The organism is Pseudomonas sp. RA_35y_Pfl2_P32, assembly GCF_963970735.1.
GTDB lineage: Bacteria > Pseudomonadota > Gammaproteobacteria > Pseudomonadales > Pseudomonadaceae > Aquipseudomonas.
In genome coordinates, this window is record NZ_CAXAQF010000006.1 from 218,324 (window position 1) to 236,918 (window position 18,595).

The 18,595-nt window shown below is 61.8% G+C and carries 12 protein-coding genes and 1 pseudogene; 12 read left to right on the forward strand and 1 reads right to left on the reverse strand.

What is annotated here, in order from left to right:
- Window positions 1-36: 36 nt before the first annotated feature.
- Together rpmE and AACY45_RS08220 are read left to right on the forward strand one after the other, a co-directional pair.
- Window positions 37-255: a 50S ribosomal protein L31 gene (rpmE, locus tag AACY45_RS08215; RefSeq protein ID WP_095167258.1), complete on the forward strand. Its 219-nt coding sequence runs from the start codon at window positions 37-39 to the stop codon at window positions 253-255.
- A 332-nt stretch (window positions 256-587) separates the two neighbouring features.
- Window positions 588-1,856, forward strand: coding sequence for a malic enzyme-like NAD(P)-binding protein (locus AACY45_RS08220; RefSeq protein ID WP_339544975.1), 1,269 nt, complete (start codon window positions 588-590; stop codon window positions 1,854-1,856).
- Between the two features lie 138 nt (window positions 1,857-1,994).
- Here AACY45_RS08220 and AACY45_RS08225 read toward each other — a convergent pair whose 3' ends face one another.
- Window positions 1,995-4,433 (reverse strand): penicillin-binding protein 1A, encoded by a 2,439-nt coding sequence (locus AACY45_RS08225; RefSeq protein WP_445261173.1) that lies wholly within the window; start codon window positions 4,431-4,433, stop codon window positions 1,995-1,997.
- Window positions 4,434-4,650: 217 nt separating this feature from the next.
- On the opposite strand from AACY45_RS08225, the gene pilM reads away from it, so the two are divergent.
- The 10 genes and pseudogenes from pilM (at window position 4,651) to AACY45_RS08275 (ending at window position 18,367) form a co-directional block, all read left to right on the forward strand.
- Entirely contained in the window at window positions 4,651-5,694 is a 1,044-nt protein-coding gene (gene pilM / locus AACY45_RS08230) for a type IV pilus assembly protein PilM (protein WP_339544978.1), read from the forward strand.
- Complete coding sequence (locus AACY45_RS08235) at window positions 5,694-6,251, forward strand: PilN domain-containing protein (RefSeq protein ID WP_339544979.1); 558 nt, start codon at window positions 5,694-5,696, stop codon at window positions 6,249-6,251. The genes pilM and AACY45_RS08235 overlap by 1 nt, the downstream gene beginning before the upstream one ends.
- Window positions 6,248-6,853, forward strand: coding sequence for a type 4a pilus biogenesis protein PilO (locus AACY45_RS08240; RefSeq protein WP_339544980.1), 606 nt, complete (start codon window positions 6,248-6,250; stop codon window positions 6,851-6,853). Before AACY45_RS08235 ends, AACY45_RS08240 begins: the two co-directional genes overlap by 4 nt.
- Entirely contained in the window at window positions 6,850-7,377 is a 528-nt protein-coding gene (locus tag AACY45_RS08245) for a pilus assembly protein PilP (RefSeq protein WP_339544981.1), read from the forward strand. Before AACY45_RS08240 ends, AACY45_RS08245 begins: the two co-directional genes overlap by 4 nt.
- A 140-nt stretch (window positions 7,378-7,517) precedes the next feature.
- Window positions 7,518-8,762: pseudogene (locus tag AACY45_RS08250) on the forward strand (type IV pilus secretin PilQ); the annotation flags it as partial.
- Window positions 8,763-8,766: 4 nt separating this feature from the next.
- The gene (aroK, locus tag AACY45_RS08255; RefSeq protein ID WP_339544982.1) at window positions 8,767-9,285 is read left to right on the forward strand and encodes a shikimate kinase AroK; all 519 of its coding nucleotides are present in this window, start codon (window positions 8,767-8,769) and stop codon (window positions 9,283-9,285) included.
- Between the two features lie 145 nt (window positions 9,286-9,430).
- Window positions 9,431-10,531: a 3-dehydroquinate synthase gene (aroB, locus tag AACY45_RS08260; RefSeq protein ID WP_339544983.1), complete on the forward strand. Its 1,101-nt coding sequence runs from the start codon at window positions 9,431-9,433 to the stop codon at window positions 10,529-10,531.
- A 10-nt stretch (window positions 10,532-10,541) separates the two neighbouring features.
- Window positions 10,542-12,122 (forward strand): SPOR domain-containing protein, encoded by a 1,581-nt coding sequence (locus AACY45_RS08265; protein WP_339544984.1) that lies wholly within the window; start codon window positions 10,542-10,544, stop codon window positions 12,120-12,122.
- Between the two features lie 348 nt (window positions 12,123-12,470).
- Entirely contained in the window at window positions 12,471-16,916 is a 4,446-nt protein-coding gene (gene gltB, locus AACY45_RS08270) for a glutamate synthase large subunit (RefSeq protein ID WP_339544985.1), read from the forward strand.
- 32 nt (window positions 16,917-16,948) lie between these two features.
- Window positions 16,949-18,367 carry an FAD-dependent oxidoreductase gene (locus tag AACY45_RS08275; protein ID WP_339544986.1) on the forward strand — a complete coding sequence of 473 codons (1,419 nt, stop codon included), beginning with the start codon at window positions 16,949-16,951 and terminating at the stop codon, window positions 18,365-18,367.
- Window positions 18,368-18,595 lie beyond the last annotated feature (228 nt).

Below are 18,595 nucleotides of genomic sequence, written 5' to 3' on the forward strand. Positions count from 1 at the left end.
GTGTTGAGTGGCGGCACGCTAGCCTGAGGAATCACCATGAAAGCCGATATCCATCCAACATACGAAATCACCGCAGTTACCTGCAGCTGTGGCAACAAGTTCGAAACTCGTTCGAACCTGGCCAAGCCTCTGGCGATCGACGTATGCAACGAGTGCCACCCGTTCTACACCGGTAAGCAGAAGACTCTGGATACTGGCGGCCGTGTACAGCGCTTCGCAGATCGCTTCGGTGCTTTCGGCGCGAAAAAGGCCTAAGGCCAATCAGCCTGGAAAGCCATTGCGGCTTTTGCAGATTGATGAAAAAGGCGTCCCTGGTGGACGCCTTTTTTTATGTCCGGGATTTGGCGCGGGGCCTCGGCGGCCCTTGTTGCAGTGCTGTCCAGTCATTGGCGGGCAGGCTTGGATAAATAATTGTAGACATTTTTTCAATCGATTGTGAACAGTTGAGCCCTTGTGTTCCGTGGCTCTTGGCCCAAAGTCGTAGGGCTGGGCGCTTGACAGGGGTGACTGGTCAGTCTTGTGGGGACTTTGCGAGGCGCGTATCCTCGCTGACCAGTCTGTCCAACAGTAAAAAGCGGAATGCCCACATGTCTGATCTGAAAACTGCCGCTCTCGAATATCATGCCCATCCTCGTCCAGGGAAGCTGAGTGTCGAGCTCACCAAGGCCACCGCTACCGCTCGCGACCTGTCGCTGGCCTACAGCCCCGGCGTAGCCGAACCAGTTCGCGAAATCGCCCGCGATCCTGAGCTGGCCTACAGGTACACCGGTAAAGGCAACCTGGTTGCAGTGATTTCCGATGGCACCGCGATTCTCGGCCTGGGTAACCTTGGCCCATTGGCTTCCAAGCCCGTCATGGAAGGCAAGGGTGTACTGTTCAAGCGTTTCGCCGGTATCGACGTGTTCGACATCGAAGTCGACTCCGAGAGCCCGCAAGCCTTCATCGACACCGTCAAGCGCATCTCCATCACCTTCGGTGGCATCAACCTGGAAGACATCAAGGCCCCTGAGTGCTTTGAGATCGAACGTGCTCTGATCGAGCAGTGCGATATTCCGGTGTTCCACGATGACCAGCACGGCACCGCGATCGTGACCGCGGCCGGCATGATCAATGCCCTGGAAATCGCTGGCAAGACCCTGCCAGACGCCAAGATCGTTTGCCTGGGTGCAGGCGCTGCGGCCATCTCCTGCATGAAATTGCTGGTGAGCATGGGTGCTAACATCGAAAACATCTACATGGTTGACCGTACCGGCGTGATCCACTCCGGCCGTGACGACCTGAACCAGTACAAGGCGGTCTTCGCTCACGCGACCGACAAGCGCACCCTGGCAGACGCCCTGCAAGGCGCAGACGTGTTCGTCGGCCTGTCCGGCCCGAACCTGCTGAGCGCTGAAGGCCTGAAGTCCATGGCGGCCAACCCGATCGTGTTCGCCTGCTCCAACCCTGATCCAGAGATCGCCCCGGAGCTGGCGCACGCCACCCGTGACGACGTGATCATGGCCACCGGTCGTTCGGACTACCCGAACCAGGTCAACAACGTACTGGGCTTCCCGTTCATCTTTCGTGGCGCCCTGGACGTTCGCGCCAAGCGCATCAACGAAGAAATGAAAGTGGCCGCGGCCAACGCCCTGCGTGAACTGGCCAAGCTGCCGGTGCCTCAGGAAGTGTGCGACGCCTACGGCGGTATCAAGCTGGAATTCGGTCGTGAGTACATCATCCCGAAACCAATGGATGCCCGCCTGATCACCCTGATCTCCGATGCCGTGGCCAAGGCTGCCATCGAGACCGGCGTGGCGACCCTGCCGTATCCGAAGAACTACCCGCTCAAAAGCGTGGATGATGTGTTCAACGGCTGATTAGCAGTCCCATAAAAAACCCTGGCTGAAGAGCCAGGGTTTTTTATGGGTTGGCTTCAAGCGGCAAGCTACAAGTCAGGAGCGGCACATCACTGCTTTTCTCTTGCTGCTTGTCGCTTAAAGCGTGCGGCTGCTCCTCTAGAACAAATCGATCGGCGCCACTTCGTCGGCCGGCAGCGGGCTGCCCGGGGCGCTGCCGTTGCCCAGTTCGCTGCCAGTCGGAGGCGTGTCTTCGGCCTTGAACAGCTCGAAGTAGGCACCTGGCGTGCCTGGAGAGGCTGCGCGACCGCTGATCGGGTCTACCCGCAGGCTGAGGATGCCTTCAGGCTCTGGCTGGGTGTGCGGCGGCTTGTCCTTGAGGGCGGCGCCCATGTAGCTCATCCAGATCGGCAGCGCGACGGTCCCGCCGTACTCGCGCCGGCCGAGGCTTTCCGGTTGGTCGAAACCGGTCCAGACGGTGGTTACGTAGTCGGCGTTGTAGCCGGAGAACCAGGCGTCCTTGGACTCGTTGGTGGTCCCGGTCTTGCCGGCGAGGTCGCTGCGGCCCAGCGCCAGGGCGCGACGCCCGGTGCCACGCTTGATCACGTCCTCCAGCATGCTGTTGAGGATGTAGGTGGTGCGCGGGTCGACGATACGTTCCGCGATCGCCGGTGCCTGCTCGGGTGCTGGCGCGGCCGGGGCTTCGCCCGGCGTGGCGTTGACGGTAAAGGTCTCGCTGGTCGGTGCGGCGATGCCGTTGCTGGCGATATCGCCCTTGGGCACGCTCGCCGGGTTGGCGACGAACAGCGTGTCGCCATTACGGCTTTCGATTTTTTCGATGATGTACGGGGCGATCTTGTAGCCGCCGTTGGCGAATGTGCTCCAGCCGGTGGCGATCTCCATGGGTGTCAGGGTCGCGGTGCCCAGCGCCAGCGACAGGTTCGGCGGCAGGTCCTGCTTGTTGAAGCCGAAGCGGCTGATGTAGTCGATGGTCTTGCTCACACCCATCGCTTGTAGCAGGCGGATCGAGACCAGGTTGCGCGACTTGTAGAGTGCTTCGCGCATGCGGATCGGGCCGAGGAAGGTGTTGGTGTCGTTCTTCGGACGCCAGACCTTGTCCAGGTATTCATCGACGAACACGATCGGCGCATCGTTGACCAGGGTGGCTGCGGTGTAGCCGCTATCCAGGGCGGCACTGTAGACGAATGGCTTGAAGCTCGAACCCGGCTGGCGCTTGGCCTGCATGGCGCGATTGTAGTTGCTCTGCTCGAAGGCGAAGCCGCCAACCAGGGCGCGGATCGCACCGTTTTGTGGGTCCAGCGACACCAGTGCGCCCTGGGCGACCGGAATCTGTTTGAAGTGCAGGCTGTTGTCGGGCTGGCGCTGGACGCGGATCAGGTCGCCGACCTGGGCCACATCGGACGGCTGGCGCGGATTGGGGCCCATGCTGTTGGTGTTGAGGAACGGCCGGGCCCATTTCATGCTGTCCCACGCCACGTGCTCTGCGCCGGTGCGGGTCAGGACCTGCACGCCGTTCTTGTCGACCTCGGTCACGATAGCCGGCTCAAGGCCGCTGATGGCGCGCTGCTTGGACAGCTCGCTGGCCCAGGCGTCGAGCGTCTTGCCAGGCAGGCGGGATTCGGGGCCGCGGTAGCCGTGACGCTGGTCGTAGGTGATCAGGCCTTCATGCACGGCCGTGTTGGCCATTTCCTGAAGGTTGCTCGGTACGGTCGTGGTGACGCGGAAACCTTCGGTGTAGGCGTCGCTGCCATAGCGCCCGACCATTTCGGCACGGGCCATTTCGGCGATGTAGGGGGCGTTCACTTCCGGGGTTGGTACGTGATAGCTGGCATTCAACGGCTCATTGACGGCCGCTTGATACGCCGCCTCGTCGATTTTCCCGAGCTTGTACATGCGCCCCAGGATCCAGTCGCGACGTTCCTTGCTACGCGCCGGGTTGGCCAGCGGATTGAAGCGCGAAGGGGCCTTGGGCAGGCCGGCGATCATCGCCATCTGCGCCAGGCTGACGTCGCGGATCGACTTGCCGTAGTACACCTGCGCCGCGGCCTCGATGCCGTAGGCGCGGTTACCCAGGTAGATCTTGTTGACGTAGAGCTCGAGGATCTCGTCCTTGGTCAGCTGGCGTTCGATCTGCAGGGCCAGGAGGATCTCGGTGGTCTTGCGCGAGAAACTGCGTTCGCTGGTCAGGAAGAAGTTCTTCGCCACCTGCATGGTGATGGTGCTGCCGCCGGACTGGATGTGACCGCTTTTCACCAGTTGGGTGGCGGCCCGCATCAGGCTGCTGGGGTCGACGCCGTAGTGGTTGGCGAAGTTGTCGTCTTCAGCACTTAGTAACGCATTAATGAAATTAGGGGGAATGTCGGCGAAACGTATGGGATTGCGGCGCATTTCGCCAAATTCGGCGATCAACTTGTCGTCGCTGCTGTAGACCCGCAGAGGAATCTGCAACTGGATACTTCGCAGTGCCTCCACCGACGGCAGTCCCGGACTAAGGTAGAGAAACGCCCCGCTCAGACCCAGCAGCAGACCGCAGAAAACGGCGACGATGGACCACCCGAAAAATTTCAGCAGACGAATCAAGGCTTTTGGATATCCAGGGCAAAGAATGAATTTGGCGTCAGGGCATTCAGGGAAAACAAGGAGCGGCCTGCGCTTGAAGAAAGCGGAAAAAAACGCTGGGCATTATAAGCATTTTTCCGCCCGCAGCGCATTTGGCCACGCTGTCAAGACACCGCGATTGCCTGCAAAGCCGGTAAAACGCGTGTAACTCACGGAAAGTCATAGGGAATTGACTGTGCCACGACTCTTCAGGAAAAAACCTAGCACACTTTTGGGCATCGACATCGCTGCCTCCTCGGTCAGGCTGGTCGAATTAAGCCGCTCAGGCGCTTGTTATCGGCTCGACGCCTATGCAACAGAGACTCTGCCGGCGAATGCCGTGGTCGAGGCCGCCATTGTCGAAGTGGAGGCCGTGGGGCAGGCATTGGCCCGTGTGTGGCTGAAAGCCGGGACTCGGGTTCGTAGCGTAGCGGTGGCGGTTTCCGGATCAGCGGTCATCACCAAGACCCTGGAAATGCCAGCGGGGCTGTCGAGCGACGATCTGGAGAGTCAGCTAAAGCTGGACGCGGATCAGTACATTCCCTACCCCCTCGATGAGATGGCCCTGGATTTCCAGGTGCTGGGCGTCTCCCGGTACCATCCGGGGCGGGTCGAGGTGCTGCTGGCGGCCTGTCGCAAGGATCATGTCGAGCAGTTGGAGGCTGCGCTGGAGCTGGCCGGGCTGAAGGCGCAGGTGGTGGATGTCCAGGCCCATGCGCTGGTGCGTTGCGTGGAGCGGCTGGCAGCGCACCTGGGCGGTGCCCGAGAGCAGCCGCTGGTGGCGTTGGTCGACACAAGTAACGGTCTGACGACCTTGAGGGTGATAGGCGATGGTCAGGTCCTGTATGCCCGCGAACTACTGCTGGGAGCGCGCCAGCTGACGCAGGCCGGTGAGCCGAGCTATGAGTTTGTTCTCGAGCCGGCAGAATTGACGACGCAGCCGGGTGGGCAGGGCCTGCGGTCCGATGCCCAGGTATTGGCGCAACAGGTATCGCGTTCGTTGCAGGAGTTCTTCGCCTTGGGGCGGCACGGCGCTGTGGAGCATATCCTGCTCGCCGCAGAGGCCGCCGCGGTGATCGGGCTGGATCGCCTGCTCGAACAGTACCTGGGTACCCCGGCCCGCGTGGCCAACCCCTTTGCCGGCATGGCCTTGGGGAGTGGGGTCGATGCTGCGGCGCTGGCCCATGACGCGCCCGGATTGGTGGTCGCCTGCGGTCTGGCGCTAAGGAGCTTTGACTGATGGCCAGGATCAATCTTCTACCGTGGCGCGACCTGCAGCGCGAGGCGCAACGTCAGCACTTCCTGCGGGTCCTGGTCGGGGTCGCCGTGACCGCGATTGGCTTCATCCTGCTGGGCGAGCGTTTCCTTGACCACGCCATCGAGCGGCAAGCCTCGCGCAATGCCTATCTCGGCACCCGGATCGCCAGCCTGGATGAGCGGATCCGCCAGATCAGCGATCTACAAGCCCGGCGCGAGCAGTTACTGGCGCGGTTGCAGATTATCCAGGGCCTGCAAGGTAATCGGCCGGCCAGCGTCAGGCTCTTCGATCAACTGGCTCGCGCGCTGCCCGATGGGGTGTATTTCACTGAGCTGCAGAGGGTCGGCAAGACGCTGTCGATCAGCGGTGTGGCCGAGTCCAAGGTCCAGGTCTCGGAGCTACTGCGTAGTCTTGCGGTGGCGGGTGACCTGGCGGTTCCTGTGCTGGAGGAGGTCAAGGTGGCAAGCGCTGGCGCCGAGGACCCGGCCAGTGTTTTCCGCTTGACCGTTGGTCAGGCACAAGCGGGCGTGGAGGCATGAGGCCGTTTCCATGGGTGACCCTTGATGGCCTGGACATGCACAATATGGCGACGTGGCCGGTGCCGGGCAAAATCCTGGTGGGCGTGCTGGTCATGATGGTGCTGTTGACCCTGGGCTACAGCTTGCACTTGCGCGAACTGCAAGAACGGCTGGCCCTCGCCCGTGCCGGGGAGGCCGAGCTCAAGCAAGTATTTGTGGACAAGGCGCACCAGGCGGCCCATTTACAGCCCTACCTCGAGCAGATGAGGACTATGGAAGGTGCCTTTGCCACGCTGTTGCGGCAACTGCCCGGCGACAGCGAAGTGCCAGGGCTGTTGGAAGACATCAGTCGCACAGGCTTGGGAAGCGGTCTGGAGTTCGAAGAGATCAGACTGTTGCCCGAGGTCAACCAGCCGTTCTACATCGAGCTGCCAATCCAGATCAGCGCGACGGGGGCCTACCATGACCTGGCGACCTTCGTCAGCGCGCTTTCGGCCTTGCCGCGAATCGTCACCCTGCACGATTTCAGTATCCGCCCGCTGGATTCGAGCGATGGTCCGACGCTGCGCATGACTGTTCTGGCGAGAACCTATCGCTCCGCCAACAAGGAGCCGCAACCATGAGCGCGGCACGCTGCGGGTGGGCGGCGTTGCTGCTGGGTGGTCTGGCTGGCTGCGGCGGCGAGCGCGACTTCAATGACCTGGACCGCTACATGGAGGCAGTGCGTTTTGACGCGTCCAGCCCCATCGAGCCCCTGCCGAAGTTACATCCCTACCCGGTATTCAGTTACGGCGCGGCGTCGTTGCGCAGTCCGTTCTCGGCGTCGGTCACGGCAGGCGAGGAGCAGCGGGTGCGGGGCGAATCAAGGGGCGAGCCAGAACGGCAGCGACCCCGTCAGTATCTCGAGCGTTTTGGCATCGAGCAGTTCGAGATGGTCGGCACCCTGGTCGGTGCCTCGGGGACGTATGCACTATTGCGCGGCGCGGGTGCGGTGCATCGGCTCAAGGTGGGTGACTACCTGGGGCGCAACGAGGGGCGCGTGGTGTCCGTCAGCGAGAGCCGGGTCGAGGTGCTTGAGCGGGTGCCAGATGGCCGGGGTGCCTGGCTGGAACGACCCCGCAGCCTTTCCTTGAACACGCACTCCTAGGGGAGCTTTAACTCATGCACAGGATGCTTGTGAACTGCGTGGCGGCGCTCTGGGCAGCGTTGCTGTCACCGGGGCTGCTGGCCAATGTCAGCGAGCTGGACGTTGCCGCGCTGCCGGGAGATCGGCGCGCCGAGCGCCTTGCCTACAGTGGCGAAAAACTTTCGTTGAATTTCCAGGACATCGAAGTGCGATCGGTGCTGCAACTGATCGCCGACTTCACGGGCCTCAATCTGGTGGCCAGTGACTCGGTGCAGGGCAGCATCACGCTGCGCCTGGATAACGTGCCCTGGGACCAGGCGCTGGACCTGGTGCTCAAGACCAAGGCTCTGGACCAGCGCCGGGTCGGCAACGTCCTGCTGGTCGCCCCCGCGCAGGAAATTGCCGCTCGCGAGCGTCAGGCGCTGGAGTCGCAGAGACAGCTGGCGGAACTGGCGCCACTGCGGCGTGAGCTGTTGCAGATCAATTACGCCAAGGCCGCAGAGATCGCCCGGCTGTTCCAGTCAGTGACCAATGCCCAGGACCGGCTCGACGAGCGAGGCACGCTGACAGTGGACGAGCGGACCAACGCCATCATCGCCCTCCAGACCCAGGATCGAATGGACGAGCTACGACGGATCGTCACGCAGCTGGATGTGCCGGTACGCCAGGTGATGATCGAAGCGCGGATCGTCGAGGCCAATGTCGATTACGACAAGAGCCTGGGCGTGCGCTGGGGTGGGTCGTTGGGTCGGGGTAACTGGAGTGCCTCCGGGGTGGGTGGCAATGAAGCGGCCCTGGTCAGTGCGGGCAGTGCACCATTCGTCGATATGGGGGCAGCAGGCGCTACCTCGGGGCTTGGCATTGCCTTCATTACCAACAACCTGTTGCTCGACCTTGAGCTGTCGGCCATGGAAAAGACCGGCAATGGCGAAGTTGTCTCGCAGCCCAAGGTGGTGACTGCCGACAAGGAGACCGCGAAGATCCTCAAGGGCACTGAAATTCCCTACCAGGAGGCCAGTTCCAGCGGCGCCACCTCGGTGTCGTTCAAGGAGGCCTCGCTGTCGTTGGAGGTGACGCCGCAGATCACCCCGGACAACCGCATCATCATGGAGGTCAAGGTGACCAAGGACGAGCCCGACTACCTGAACAGGGTGCAGGATGTGCCGCCGATCAAGAAAAACGAGGTCAATGCCAAGGTGCTGGTGATCGATGGGGAAACCATCGTGATTGGCGGGGTTTTCTCAAATACTCAAAGCAAGGTTGTAGATAAGGTGCCATTTCTTGGTGATGTGCCGTATCTTGGCCGCCTTTTCCGGCGTGACGTGGTGTCGGAGAAAAAATCCGAGCTGCTGGTATTTCTCACTCCGCGTATCATGAATAACCAGGCGATTGCTGTGAGTCATTGATTCTGTGCGAAATTTGATTCTTGTTGGGCCAATGGGTGCGGGTAAAAGCACCATCGGCCGCTTGTTGGCCAAAGAGCTGCGTCTGCCGTTCAAGGATTCCGATAAGGAAATTGAATTGCGCACGGGCGCCAATATCCCGTGGATCTTCGATAAGGAAGGCGAGCCCGGCTTTCGTGACCGCGAGCAGGCGATGATCGCCGAACTCTGCGAGCTCGATGGCGTGGTGCTGGCGACCGGCGGTGGCGCGGTCATGCGCGAAGCCAATCGTCGGGCGTTGCACGCCGGCGGTCGCGTGGTCTACCTGCACGCCTCGGTCGAGCAGCAGGTCGGGCGCACCGCGCGCGACCGCAATCGTCCCTTGCTGCGTACGGCTGATCCGGCAAAAACCCTGCGTGACTTGCTGACCCTGCGAGACCCGCTGTATCGGGAAATCGCCGATCTGGTGGTGCAAACCGATGAGCGGCCACCGCGGATGGTGGTGCTGGATATTCTGGAACGCTTGCAGCAGCTACCTCCCCGTTAATACGCAGGCCGAAATGCGCTATCCTCGGCGTCGCGCCATGGCGGCCGTCGCGTGTGGCGCATGGCTAGCGCCACGTCACACAGGCAGACGTGGCCAGTCGATAACATAAGGCAGGATGCCTGATTCCAACTTACTGTGGGGACACATGCAGACACTTAAGGTTGATCTAGGCGAGCGTAGCTACCCGATCCATATTGGCGAAGGGTTGCTGGATCAGCCCGAGTTGCTGGCACCGCACATCGCCGGACGGCAAGTGGCAATCATCTCCAACGAGACCGTTGCCCCGCTGTATCTGGAGCGCCTGACCCGTAGCCTGGCCCCGTTCTCGGTCATTTCTGTGGTTCTGCCCGATGGCGAAGCCTTCAAGAACTGGGAAACCCTGCAAAGCATTTTCGACGGCCTGCTGACCGCGCGCCATGACCGCCGTACCACCGTGATCGCCTTGGGCGGCGGAGTGATTGGCGACATGGCCGGGTTCGCTGCCGCCTGTTACCAGCGTGGCGTGGACTTTATCCAGGTACCGACCACGCTGTTGTCGCAAGTCGACTCCTCGGTGGGCGGCAAGACCGGCATCAACCATCCGCTGGGCAAAAACATGGTCGGTGCCTTCTATCAGCCCAACGTGGTGCTGATCGATACCGCCACCCTCAACACCCTGCCGGCGCGCGAGCTGTCCGCGGGGCTGGCCGAAGTCATCAAGTACGGCTTGATCTGCGACGAGCCGTTCCTCACCTGGCTTGAAGAAAACGTCGACCGCCTGCGGGCCCTGGACCAGGACGCCCTGACCTATGCGATCGCGCGCTCCTGCGCAGCCAAGGCCGCGGTGGTTGGTGCTGACGAGCGTGAGACCGGCGTGCGCGCCACCCTCAACCTGGGGCACACCTTTGGTCACGCCATCGAAACTCACATGGGCTATGGTGTGTGGCTACACGGTGAGGCCGTCGCTGCTGGCACCGTAATGGCCATGGAAATGTCCTCGCGCCTCGGCTGGATCACCCCCGAGGAGCGTGATCGAGGCATTGCCCTGTTCCTGCGCGCCGGGTTGCCGGTGATTCCGCCGCCAGAGATGAGCGAAGCCGATTTTCTCGAACACATGGCAATCGACAAGAAAGTACTCGACGGACGTCTGCGCCTGGTGCTGTTGCGCCGTATGGGCGAAGCAGTCGTGACCGACGATTATCCGAAAGAGATTTTACAGGCAACGCTGGGAGCGGATTACCGCGCCCTGGCTCAGCTGAAAGGTTAATAAGATCACAATGACCAGTTTGCATGCCGACGAGGCGTTCCTAGGCCACTACCAGTTGAACCACGACCCTTTTGCTCCGCGGGTGCCTGGCTTCAAGTTTTTCCCTGCCCAGCGCAAACCGGTGCTGGGGCAACTGCATCACCTGGCCCGCTACAGCCAGTTGCTGCTGGTGGTCACGGGGCCGCTGGGCAGTGGCAAGACCCTGTTGCGCCAGGCGCTGGTAGCCAGCACCAACAAGCAGTCGGTGCAGAGCGTGGTGGTTTCCGCCCGTGGTGCCGGCGATGCGGCGGGTGTGCTGCGTCAGGTCGCCCAGTCCCTGGACGTCGCCCAGGCGGAAGTCGGTGCGATCCTCAAGCAAGTGGTGCAACTGGCGCTGACTGGCCAGGAAGTCTATCTGCTGGTGGATGACGCCGAGCAGCTCGACGAATCGGCGCTTGAGGCCTTGCTGGCCCTGGCGGCCGGCGCCCCGGAAGGCCGTCCCCATGTGTTCCTGTTTGGCGAACCTTCGCTGATCGCCGGGCTTGAGCAGTTGAGCACCGAGGAAGAGCGCTTCCACGTGATCGAGCTGCAACCCTACGCGGAAGAAGAAACCCGCGAGTACCTGGCCCAGCGCCTTGAAGGGGCGGGCCGGGGAATCGAACTTTTTACCGCTAATCAGATCTCTGAGATTCACGAAAGCTCCGACGGCTGGCCTGGAAACATCAACCAGGTTGCCCGCGATGCGATGATCGAAGCCATGATTGCTAGCCGCTCTGCGGTCAAGCGTCCAAGTATGGGGTTCAACATGCCGAAGAAACACGTATTGGCGATATCCGCCGTAGTCGTGGTCGCGGTGGCTGCCGCCTGGTTGCTGCCAGGTCGCAGCAAGACACCAACCACCGGGGCACCTGCCAACGAGCAGGCGCAACTGCCCCTGGGCCAGGGTGCCAACGGCGGTGCGCCGTCGGTCGAATTCGCCGGCAATACCCAGCCAATGCCCTTGCCGTTGGTCGGTCAGTCGCAGCCGGTGATGCGCAGTCCTTTGGCTGAAGCTGCCGGTGGCATCACCGAAGGCGACGACGGCGTGCCGCTCGAAGGCTCCAGCAGTGTTCCACCGACCGTGACCACCATTGCTCCGCCTAGCGGTGTTCCAGCCGGCCCTGCGCCGACGCCGACGCCGACGGCCAAGCCCGTGCCTGCGCCAACCCAGGTCGCGACGGCTAAGCCAGCCCCTGCGCCAGTGGCCAAGCCGGCACCGGCGCCGGTGGTCAAGCCTGCGCCAGTGACCAAACCAGCCACTGTCGCCAAGGCGGCACCGGCAGCCGGTGGCACCTGGTACGCCGGTCAGAAGCCGGGTAACTATGTGGTGCAAATCCTCGGCACCAGCTCGGAAACCGCGGCCCAGAGCTTCGTCAAGGAGCAGGGCGGCGAGTACCGTTATTTCAAGAAAGTGCTCAACGGCAAGCCGCTTTACGTCATCACCTACGGCAACTTCGCCAACCGCGATGCCGCCGTATCCGCCATCAAGGCCTTGCCAGCGAAGGTTCAGGCTGGTAAACCTTGGCCTCGCTCCGTCGCCAGCGTCCAACAAGAACTGGCAACAGCTCGCTGAAGATTCGGCGGCCTTACCCAGGCCGCCTCTCCCGGCACCTCAAAATTTCTGCAAGGCATGCTGCCCTCGGGCCGCGTGCCTTGTGGTGTCTGCGTCACAGTAGTCTTTGAGTGGTTGCGGTCAAAATTAAAAAAAGTTTTGACTAGCACAGTAGATCGCTTTAAACCTTTCATAAATGCGACATAGATTTGCGACATTTCGTCGTCAAATTTGTGAGCCTCTGTGTCGGTGTGTACAATGACCTCCCTTTTGCCCCCGCAAAGCTGGCGTACGTTCGGCGCGGAAGGTAAGCGGTTGAATTGAAAAGAAATTTGCCTTGATAAGAGGCAGCCTGGTGAGAAAGTGTCTATGAAAGCAGGTCTGTACCAACCAGATGAATTCAAGGATAACTGTGGTTTCGGCCTGATAGCCCATATGCAGGGCGAGCCCAGTCATACCCTTTTGCAAACGGCCATCGAGGCCCTGACCTGCATGACCCACCGCGGTGGGATCAACGCCGACGGCAAGACCGGTGACGGTTGCGGTCTGCTCATTCAGAAACCGGACGTGTTCCTGCGGGCAATCGCCCAGGAAACCTTCGGCGTAGCATTGCCCAAGCAATATGCGGTGGGCATGGTGTTCTTCAACCAGGACCCTGCGCGCGCCGAGGCCGCCCGCGAGAACATGAATCGCGAGATCCTCGCCGAAGGCCTGCAGTTGGTCGGCTGGCGCAAAGTGCCGATCGATACCAGCGTCCTCGGCCGCCTGGCCCTGGAGCGCCTGCCGCAGATCGAACAAGTGTTCATCGCCGGCGATGGCCTGAGCGACCAGGACATGGCCATCAAGCTGTTCAGCTCCCGTCGTCGTTCGTCCGTGGCCAACGCCGCCGACACCGACCACTACATCTGCAGCTTTTCCCACAAGACCATCATCTACAAAGGCCTGATGATGCCGGCGGACCTCACCGCCTTCTATCCAGACCTGAGTGACCAGCGCCTGCAAACCGCAATCTGCGTGTTCCACCAGCGCTTCTCCACCAATACCCTGCCGAAATGGCCGCTGGCCCAACCGTTCCGCTTCCTGGCGCACAACGGCGAGATCAACACCATCACCGGCAACCGCAACTGGGCCGTGGCCCGTCGCACCAAGTTCAGCAACGATCTGATGGACCTGGAAGAGCTCGGCCCGCTGGTCAACCGCGTGGGTTCCGACTCCTCGAGCATGGACAACATGCTGGAACTGATGGTCACCGGCGGCATCGACCTGTTCCGTGGCGTGCGGATGATCATTCCGCCAGCGTGGCAGAACGTCGAGACCATGGACCCGGACCTGCGTGCGTTCTACGAGTACAACTCGATGCACATGGAGCCGTGGGACGGTCCGGCCGGCGTGGTCATGACCGACGGTCGCTATGCGGTGTGCCTGCTTGACCGTAACGGTCTGCGTCCGGCGCGCTGGGTCACCACCAAGAACGGTTTCATCACCCTGGCCTCGGAAATCGGCGTCTGGAACTACCAGCCGGAAGACGTGATCGCCAAGGGCCGTGTAGGGCCTGGGCAGATCTTTGCCGTGGACACCGAGACCGGGCAGATCCTCGACACCGATGCGATCGACAACCGTTTGAAGTCCCGTCATCCGTACAAGCAATGGCTGCGCAAGAATGCCCTGCGCATCCAGGCGACCATGGAAGACAACGACCACGGTTCGGCTTTCTACGACGTCGACCAGCTCAAGCAATACATGAAGATGTACCAGGTGACGTTCGAAGAGCGCGACCAGGTGCTGCGTCCACTGGGTGAGCAGGGCTACGAAGCCGTAGGCTCCATGGGCGATGACACGCCAATGGCCGTGCTGTCCCAGCGTGTGCGCACGCCGTACGACTATTTCCGCCAGCAGTTCGCCCAGGTCACCAACCCGCCGATCGACCCGCTGCGTGAAGCCATCGTCATGTCGCTGGAGATCTGCCTCGGTGCCGAGCGCAACATCTTCCAGGAGTCGCCGGAACACGCCTCGCGCGTGATCCTCAGCTCGCCGGTGATTTCCCCGGCCAAGTGGCGCTCGTTGATGAACCTCGATCGCCCGGGCTTCGAACGCCAGGTCATCGACCTCAACTACGACGAGAGCCTTGGCCTCGAAGCCGCGGTGCGCAATGTCGCTGACCAGGCGGAAGAAGCCGTGCGCGCCGGTCGCACCCAGATCGTGCTGAGTGACCGGCACATTGCCCCGGGCAAGTTGCCGATCCACGCTTCACTGGCTACCGGCGCGGTGCACCACCGCCTGACCGAAAAAGGCCTGCGCTGCGACTCCAATATCCTGGTCGAGACCGCTACCGCGCGCGATCCGCACCACTTTGCGGTCCTGATCGGGTTCGGCGCTTCGGCGGTCTATCCGTTCCTGGCCTACGAAGTGCTGGGCGACCTGATCCGCACCGGCGAAGTGCTGGGCGACCTCTATGAGGTGTTCAAGAACTACCGCAAAGGCATCACCAAGGGCCTGCTGAAGATCCTGTCGAAGATGGGCATCTCCACCATCGCGTCGTACCGCGGTGCGCAGTTGTTCGAAGCCATCGGCCTGTCCCAGGAAGTCTGCGACCTGAGCTTCCGTGGCGTACCGAGCCGGATCAAGGGCGCGCGTTTCGTCGACATCGAAGCCGAACAGAAAGCCCTGGCTGCCGAAGCCTGGAGCCCGCGCAAGCCGATCCAGCAGGGCGGCCTGCTGAAGTTCGTCCACGGTGGCGAATATCACGCCTACAACCCGGACGTGGTCAACACCCTGCAAGCCGCTGTGCAGCAGGGTGACTACGGCAAGTTCAAGGAATACACGGCGCTGGTGGACAACCGCCCGGTGTCGATGATCCGCGACCTGTTCAAGGTCAAGACCCTCGCGACGCCGCTGGACATCAGTGAGATCGAACCACTGGAATCGGTGCTCAAGCGCTTCGACTCCGCCGGTATCTCGCTCGGCGCGCTGTCACCGGAAGCCCACGAAGCCCTGGCCGAAGCCATGAACCGCCTGGGTGCGCGTTCCAACTCCGGCGAAGGCGGCGAAGACCCGGCGCGCTACGGCACCATCAAGAGCTCGAAAATCAAGCAGGTCGCCACTGGCCGTTTTGGTGTGACCCCGGAATACCTGGTCAACGCTGAAGTGCTGCAAATCAAAGTGGCCCAGGGCGCCAAGCCTGGCGAAGGCGGGCAACTGCCGGGCGGCAAGGTCAACGGCCTGATCGCCAAGCTGCGTTACGCAGTGCCTGGCGTGACCCTGATCTCGCCTCCGCCGCACCACGACATCTATTCCATCGAAGACTTGTCGCAGCTGATTTTCGACCTCAAGCAAGTCAACCCCAAGGCCCTGGTCTCGGTGAAACTGGTGGCAGAAGCCGGCGTCGGCACCATTGCCGCCGGTGTGGCCAAGGCCTATGCCGACCTGATCACCATCTCCGGCTATGACGGTGGCACCGGTGCTTCGCCGCTGACCTCGATCAAGTACGCCGGTGCGCCGTGGGAACTGGGCCTGGCGGAAACCCACCAGACCCTGCGCGGCAACGATCTGCGCGGCAAGGTGCGGGTGCAGACCGACGGTGGCCTGAAAACCGGCCTCGACGTGATCAAGGCGGCCATCCTCGGCGCTGAAAGCTTCGGCTTCGGCACCGCACCGATGATCGCCCTGGGCTGCAAATACCTGCGCATCTGCCACCTGAACAACTGCGCCACCGGCGTGGCGACCCAGAACGAGAAGCTGCGCAAGGATCACTACATCGGTACCGTCGACATGGTGGTGAATTTCTTCACCTACGTCGCCGAAGAAACCCGCGAGTGGCTGGCCAAGCTGGGCGTGCGCTCCCTCGAAGAGCTGATCGGGCGTACCGACCTGCTGGACATCCTCGAAGGCCAGACCGCCAAGCAGCAACACCTGGACCTGACCCCGTTGCTGGGCAGCGACCACATCCCGGCAGACAAGCCACAGTTCTGCCAGGTGGAGCGCAACCCGCCGTTCGACAAGGGCCTGCTGGCCGAGAAAATGGTCGACCTGGCCACCTCGGCCATCAACGACCTGAGCGGTGCCGAATTCGCCCTGGACATCTGCAACTGCGACCGTTCGATCGGTGCGCGGATCTCCGGTGAAATCGCGCGTAAACACGGCAACCAGGGCATGGCCAACGCGCCGATCACCTTCCGCTTCAAAGGCACTGCCGGGCAGAGCTTTGGTGTGTGGAACGCCGGCGGCCTGAACATGTACCTGGAAGGCGATGCCAACGACTACGTGGGCAAAGGCATGACCGGCGGCAAACTGGTCATCGTTCCGCCCAAGGGCAGCCTCTACAAGACGCAGGACAGCGCCATTGTCGGCAACACCTGCCTGTACGGCGCCACGGGCGGCAAGCTGTTCGCCGCCGGTACCGCGGGCGAGCGTTTTGCGGTGCGTAACTCCGGTGCCCACACCGTGGTCGAAGGCACGGGCGATCACTGCTGCGAGTACATGACCGGTGGTTTCGTCTGCGTCCTGGGCAAGACCGGTTACAACTTCGGCTCAGGCATGACCGGTGGTTTTGCCTACGTGCTCGACCAGGACAACACCTTCGTTGACCGGGTCAACCACGAACTGGTGGAAATCCAGCGGATCAGCGGCGAGGCGATGGAAGCCTACCGTAGCCATTTGCAGCGTGTGCTGAACGAGTACGTCGAGGAAACCGACAGCGAGTGGGGTCGTGAACTCGCCGAGAACCTCGATGATTACCTGCGCCGTTTCTGGTTGGTCAAGCCCAAGGCTGCCAGCTTGAAAACGTTGCTTTCCAGCACCCGTGCCAACCCGCAGTGATATGCGCCTGAAGAGTTTGATGAGGTTTTAACATGGCTGAACGTCTGAATAATGACTTCCAGTTCATCGAGGTCGGGCGCAAGGATCCGAAGAAGAAACTGTTGCGTCAACGCAAGAAAGAGTTCGTGGAAATCTACGAGCCCTTCAAACCCCAGCAGTCGGCCGACCAGGCCCACCGCTGCCTGGGTTGTGGTAACCCGTATTGCGAATGGAAGTGCCCGGTGCACAACTTCATTCCCAACTGGCTCAAGCTGGTGGCCGAGGGCAACATCCTTGCCGCCGCCGAACTGTCGCATCAGACCAACACCTTGCCGGAAGTCTGCGGCCGGGTGTGCCCGCAAGATCGTCTGTGCGAGGGTGCCTGCACCCTCAATGACGGCTTCGGCGCGGTCACCATCGGTTCGGTGGAGAAGTACATCACCGACACCGCGTTTGCCATGGGCTGGCGCCCGGACATGTCCAAGGTCAAGCCGACCGGCAAACGTGTCGCGGTGATCGGTGCAGGCCCGGCGGGCCTGGGGTGTGCCGACGTGCTGGTGCGCGGTGGCGTGACCCCGGTGGTGTTCGACAAGAACCCGGAAATCGGTGGTCTGCTGACCTTCGGCATCCCCGAGTTCAAGCTGGAAAAGACCGTGCTGAGCAATCGCCGCGAAGTCTTCAGCGGCATGGGCATCGAGTTCCGCCTCAACACCGAAGTGGGCAAGGACGTGACCATCGAGCAACTGCTCGCCGAATACGATGCCGTGTTCATGGGCATGGGCACCTACACCTACATGAAGGGCGGCTTTGCCGGTGAGGACCTGCCGGGCGTCTACGACGCACTGGACTTCCTGATTGCCAACGTCAATCGCAACCTGGGCTTTGAAAAGTCGCCGGAAGATTTCGTCGACATGAAAGGCAAGAAGGTTGTGGTGCTGGGCGGCGGCGACACGGCCATGGACTGCAACCGAACGTCGATTCGCCAGGGTGCCAAGTCGGTGACCTGTGCCTATCGTCGTGACGAAGCGAACATGCCGGGCTCGCGCAAAGAGGTGAAGAACGCCAAGGAAGAAGGGGTGAAATTCCTCTACAACCGCCAGCCGATCGCCATTGTGGGTGAGGACCGGGTCGAAGGCGTGAAGGTGGTCGAGACCCGTCTCGGCGAGCCGGACGCCCGTGGCCGCCGTAGCCCCGAGCCGATTCCGGGCTCCGAAGAGATTATCCCGGCCGACGCCGTGGTCATCGCCTTTGGTTTCCGTCCAAGCCCGGCCGCCTGGTTCGAGCAGTTCGACATCCAGACCGACAGCCAGGGCCGCGTCGTGGCCCCGGAACAAGGCACGTTCAAGCACCAGACCAGCAACCCGAAGATCTTCGCCGGTGGCGACATGGTGCGCGGTTCCGACCTGGTGGTGACGGCGATCTTCGAAGGCCGCAATGCCGCCGAAGGGATTTTGGATTACCTGGGCGTCTAAGCTTCGTTCGAAACAGCACGGCACTACTGTGGGAGCTGGCTCGCCAGCGATAGCATCACCTCGGTCTACCTGACCAACCGAGGTGTCTGCATCGCCGGCAAGCCAGCTCCCACATCTATGGTTACCCCCTTTTCTGCAATACTGTTTCTGATGTCGTGTTTGGCTTGCTTTCATCTATTCGGCGTCTGAGTGGGGGAGCTACCCCGCGCCTCGATGAGAATCGATGCC

What these genes read in the sequence shown, in the direction of transcription:
- AACY45_RS08220 (WP_339544975.1), top strand. Translation starts at nt 588, where the DNA reads ATGTCTGATCTGAAAACTGCCGCTCTCGAATATCATGCCCATCCTCGT.
- rpmE (WP_095167258.1), top strand. Translation starts at nt 37, where the DNA reads ATGAAAGCCGATATCCATCCAACATACGAAATCACCGCAGTTACCTGC.
- gltB (WP_339544985.1), top strand. Translation starts at nt 12,471, where the DNA reads ATGAAAGCAGGTCTGTACCAACCAGATGAATTCAAGGATAACTGTGGT.
- aroB (WP_339544983.1), top strand. Translation starts at nt 9,431, where the DNA reads ATGCAGACACTTAAGGTTGATCTAGGCGAGCGTAGCTACCCGATCCAT.
- AACY45_RS08235 (WP_339544979.1), top strand. Translation starts at nt 5,694, where the DNA reads ATGGCCAGGATCAATCTTCTACCGTGGCGCGACCTGCAGCGCGAGGCG.
- AACY45_RS08265 (WP_339544984.1), top strand. Translation starts at nt 10,542, where the DNA reads ATGACCAGTTTGCATGCCGACGAGGCGTTCCTAGGCCACTACCAGTTG.
- AACY45_RS08245 (WP_339544981.1), top strand. Translation starts at nt 6,850, where the DNA reads ATGAGCGCGGCACGCTGCGGGTGGGCGGCGTTGCTGCTGGGTGGTCTG.
- AACY45_RS08275 (WP_339544986.1), top strand. Translation starts at nt 16,949, where the DNA reads ATGGCTGAACGTCTGAATAATGACTTCCAGTTCATCGAGGTCGGGCGC.
- AACY45_RS08240 (WP_339544980.1), top strand. Translation starts at nt 6,248, where the DNA reads ATGAGGCCGTTTCCATGGGTGACCCTTGATGGCCTGGACATGCACAAT.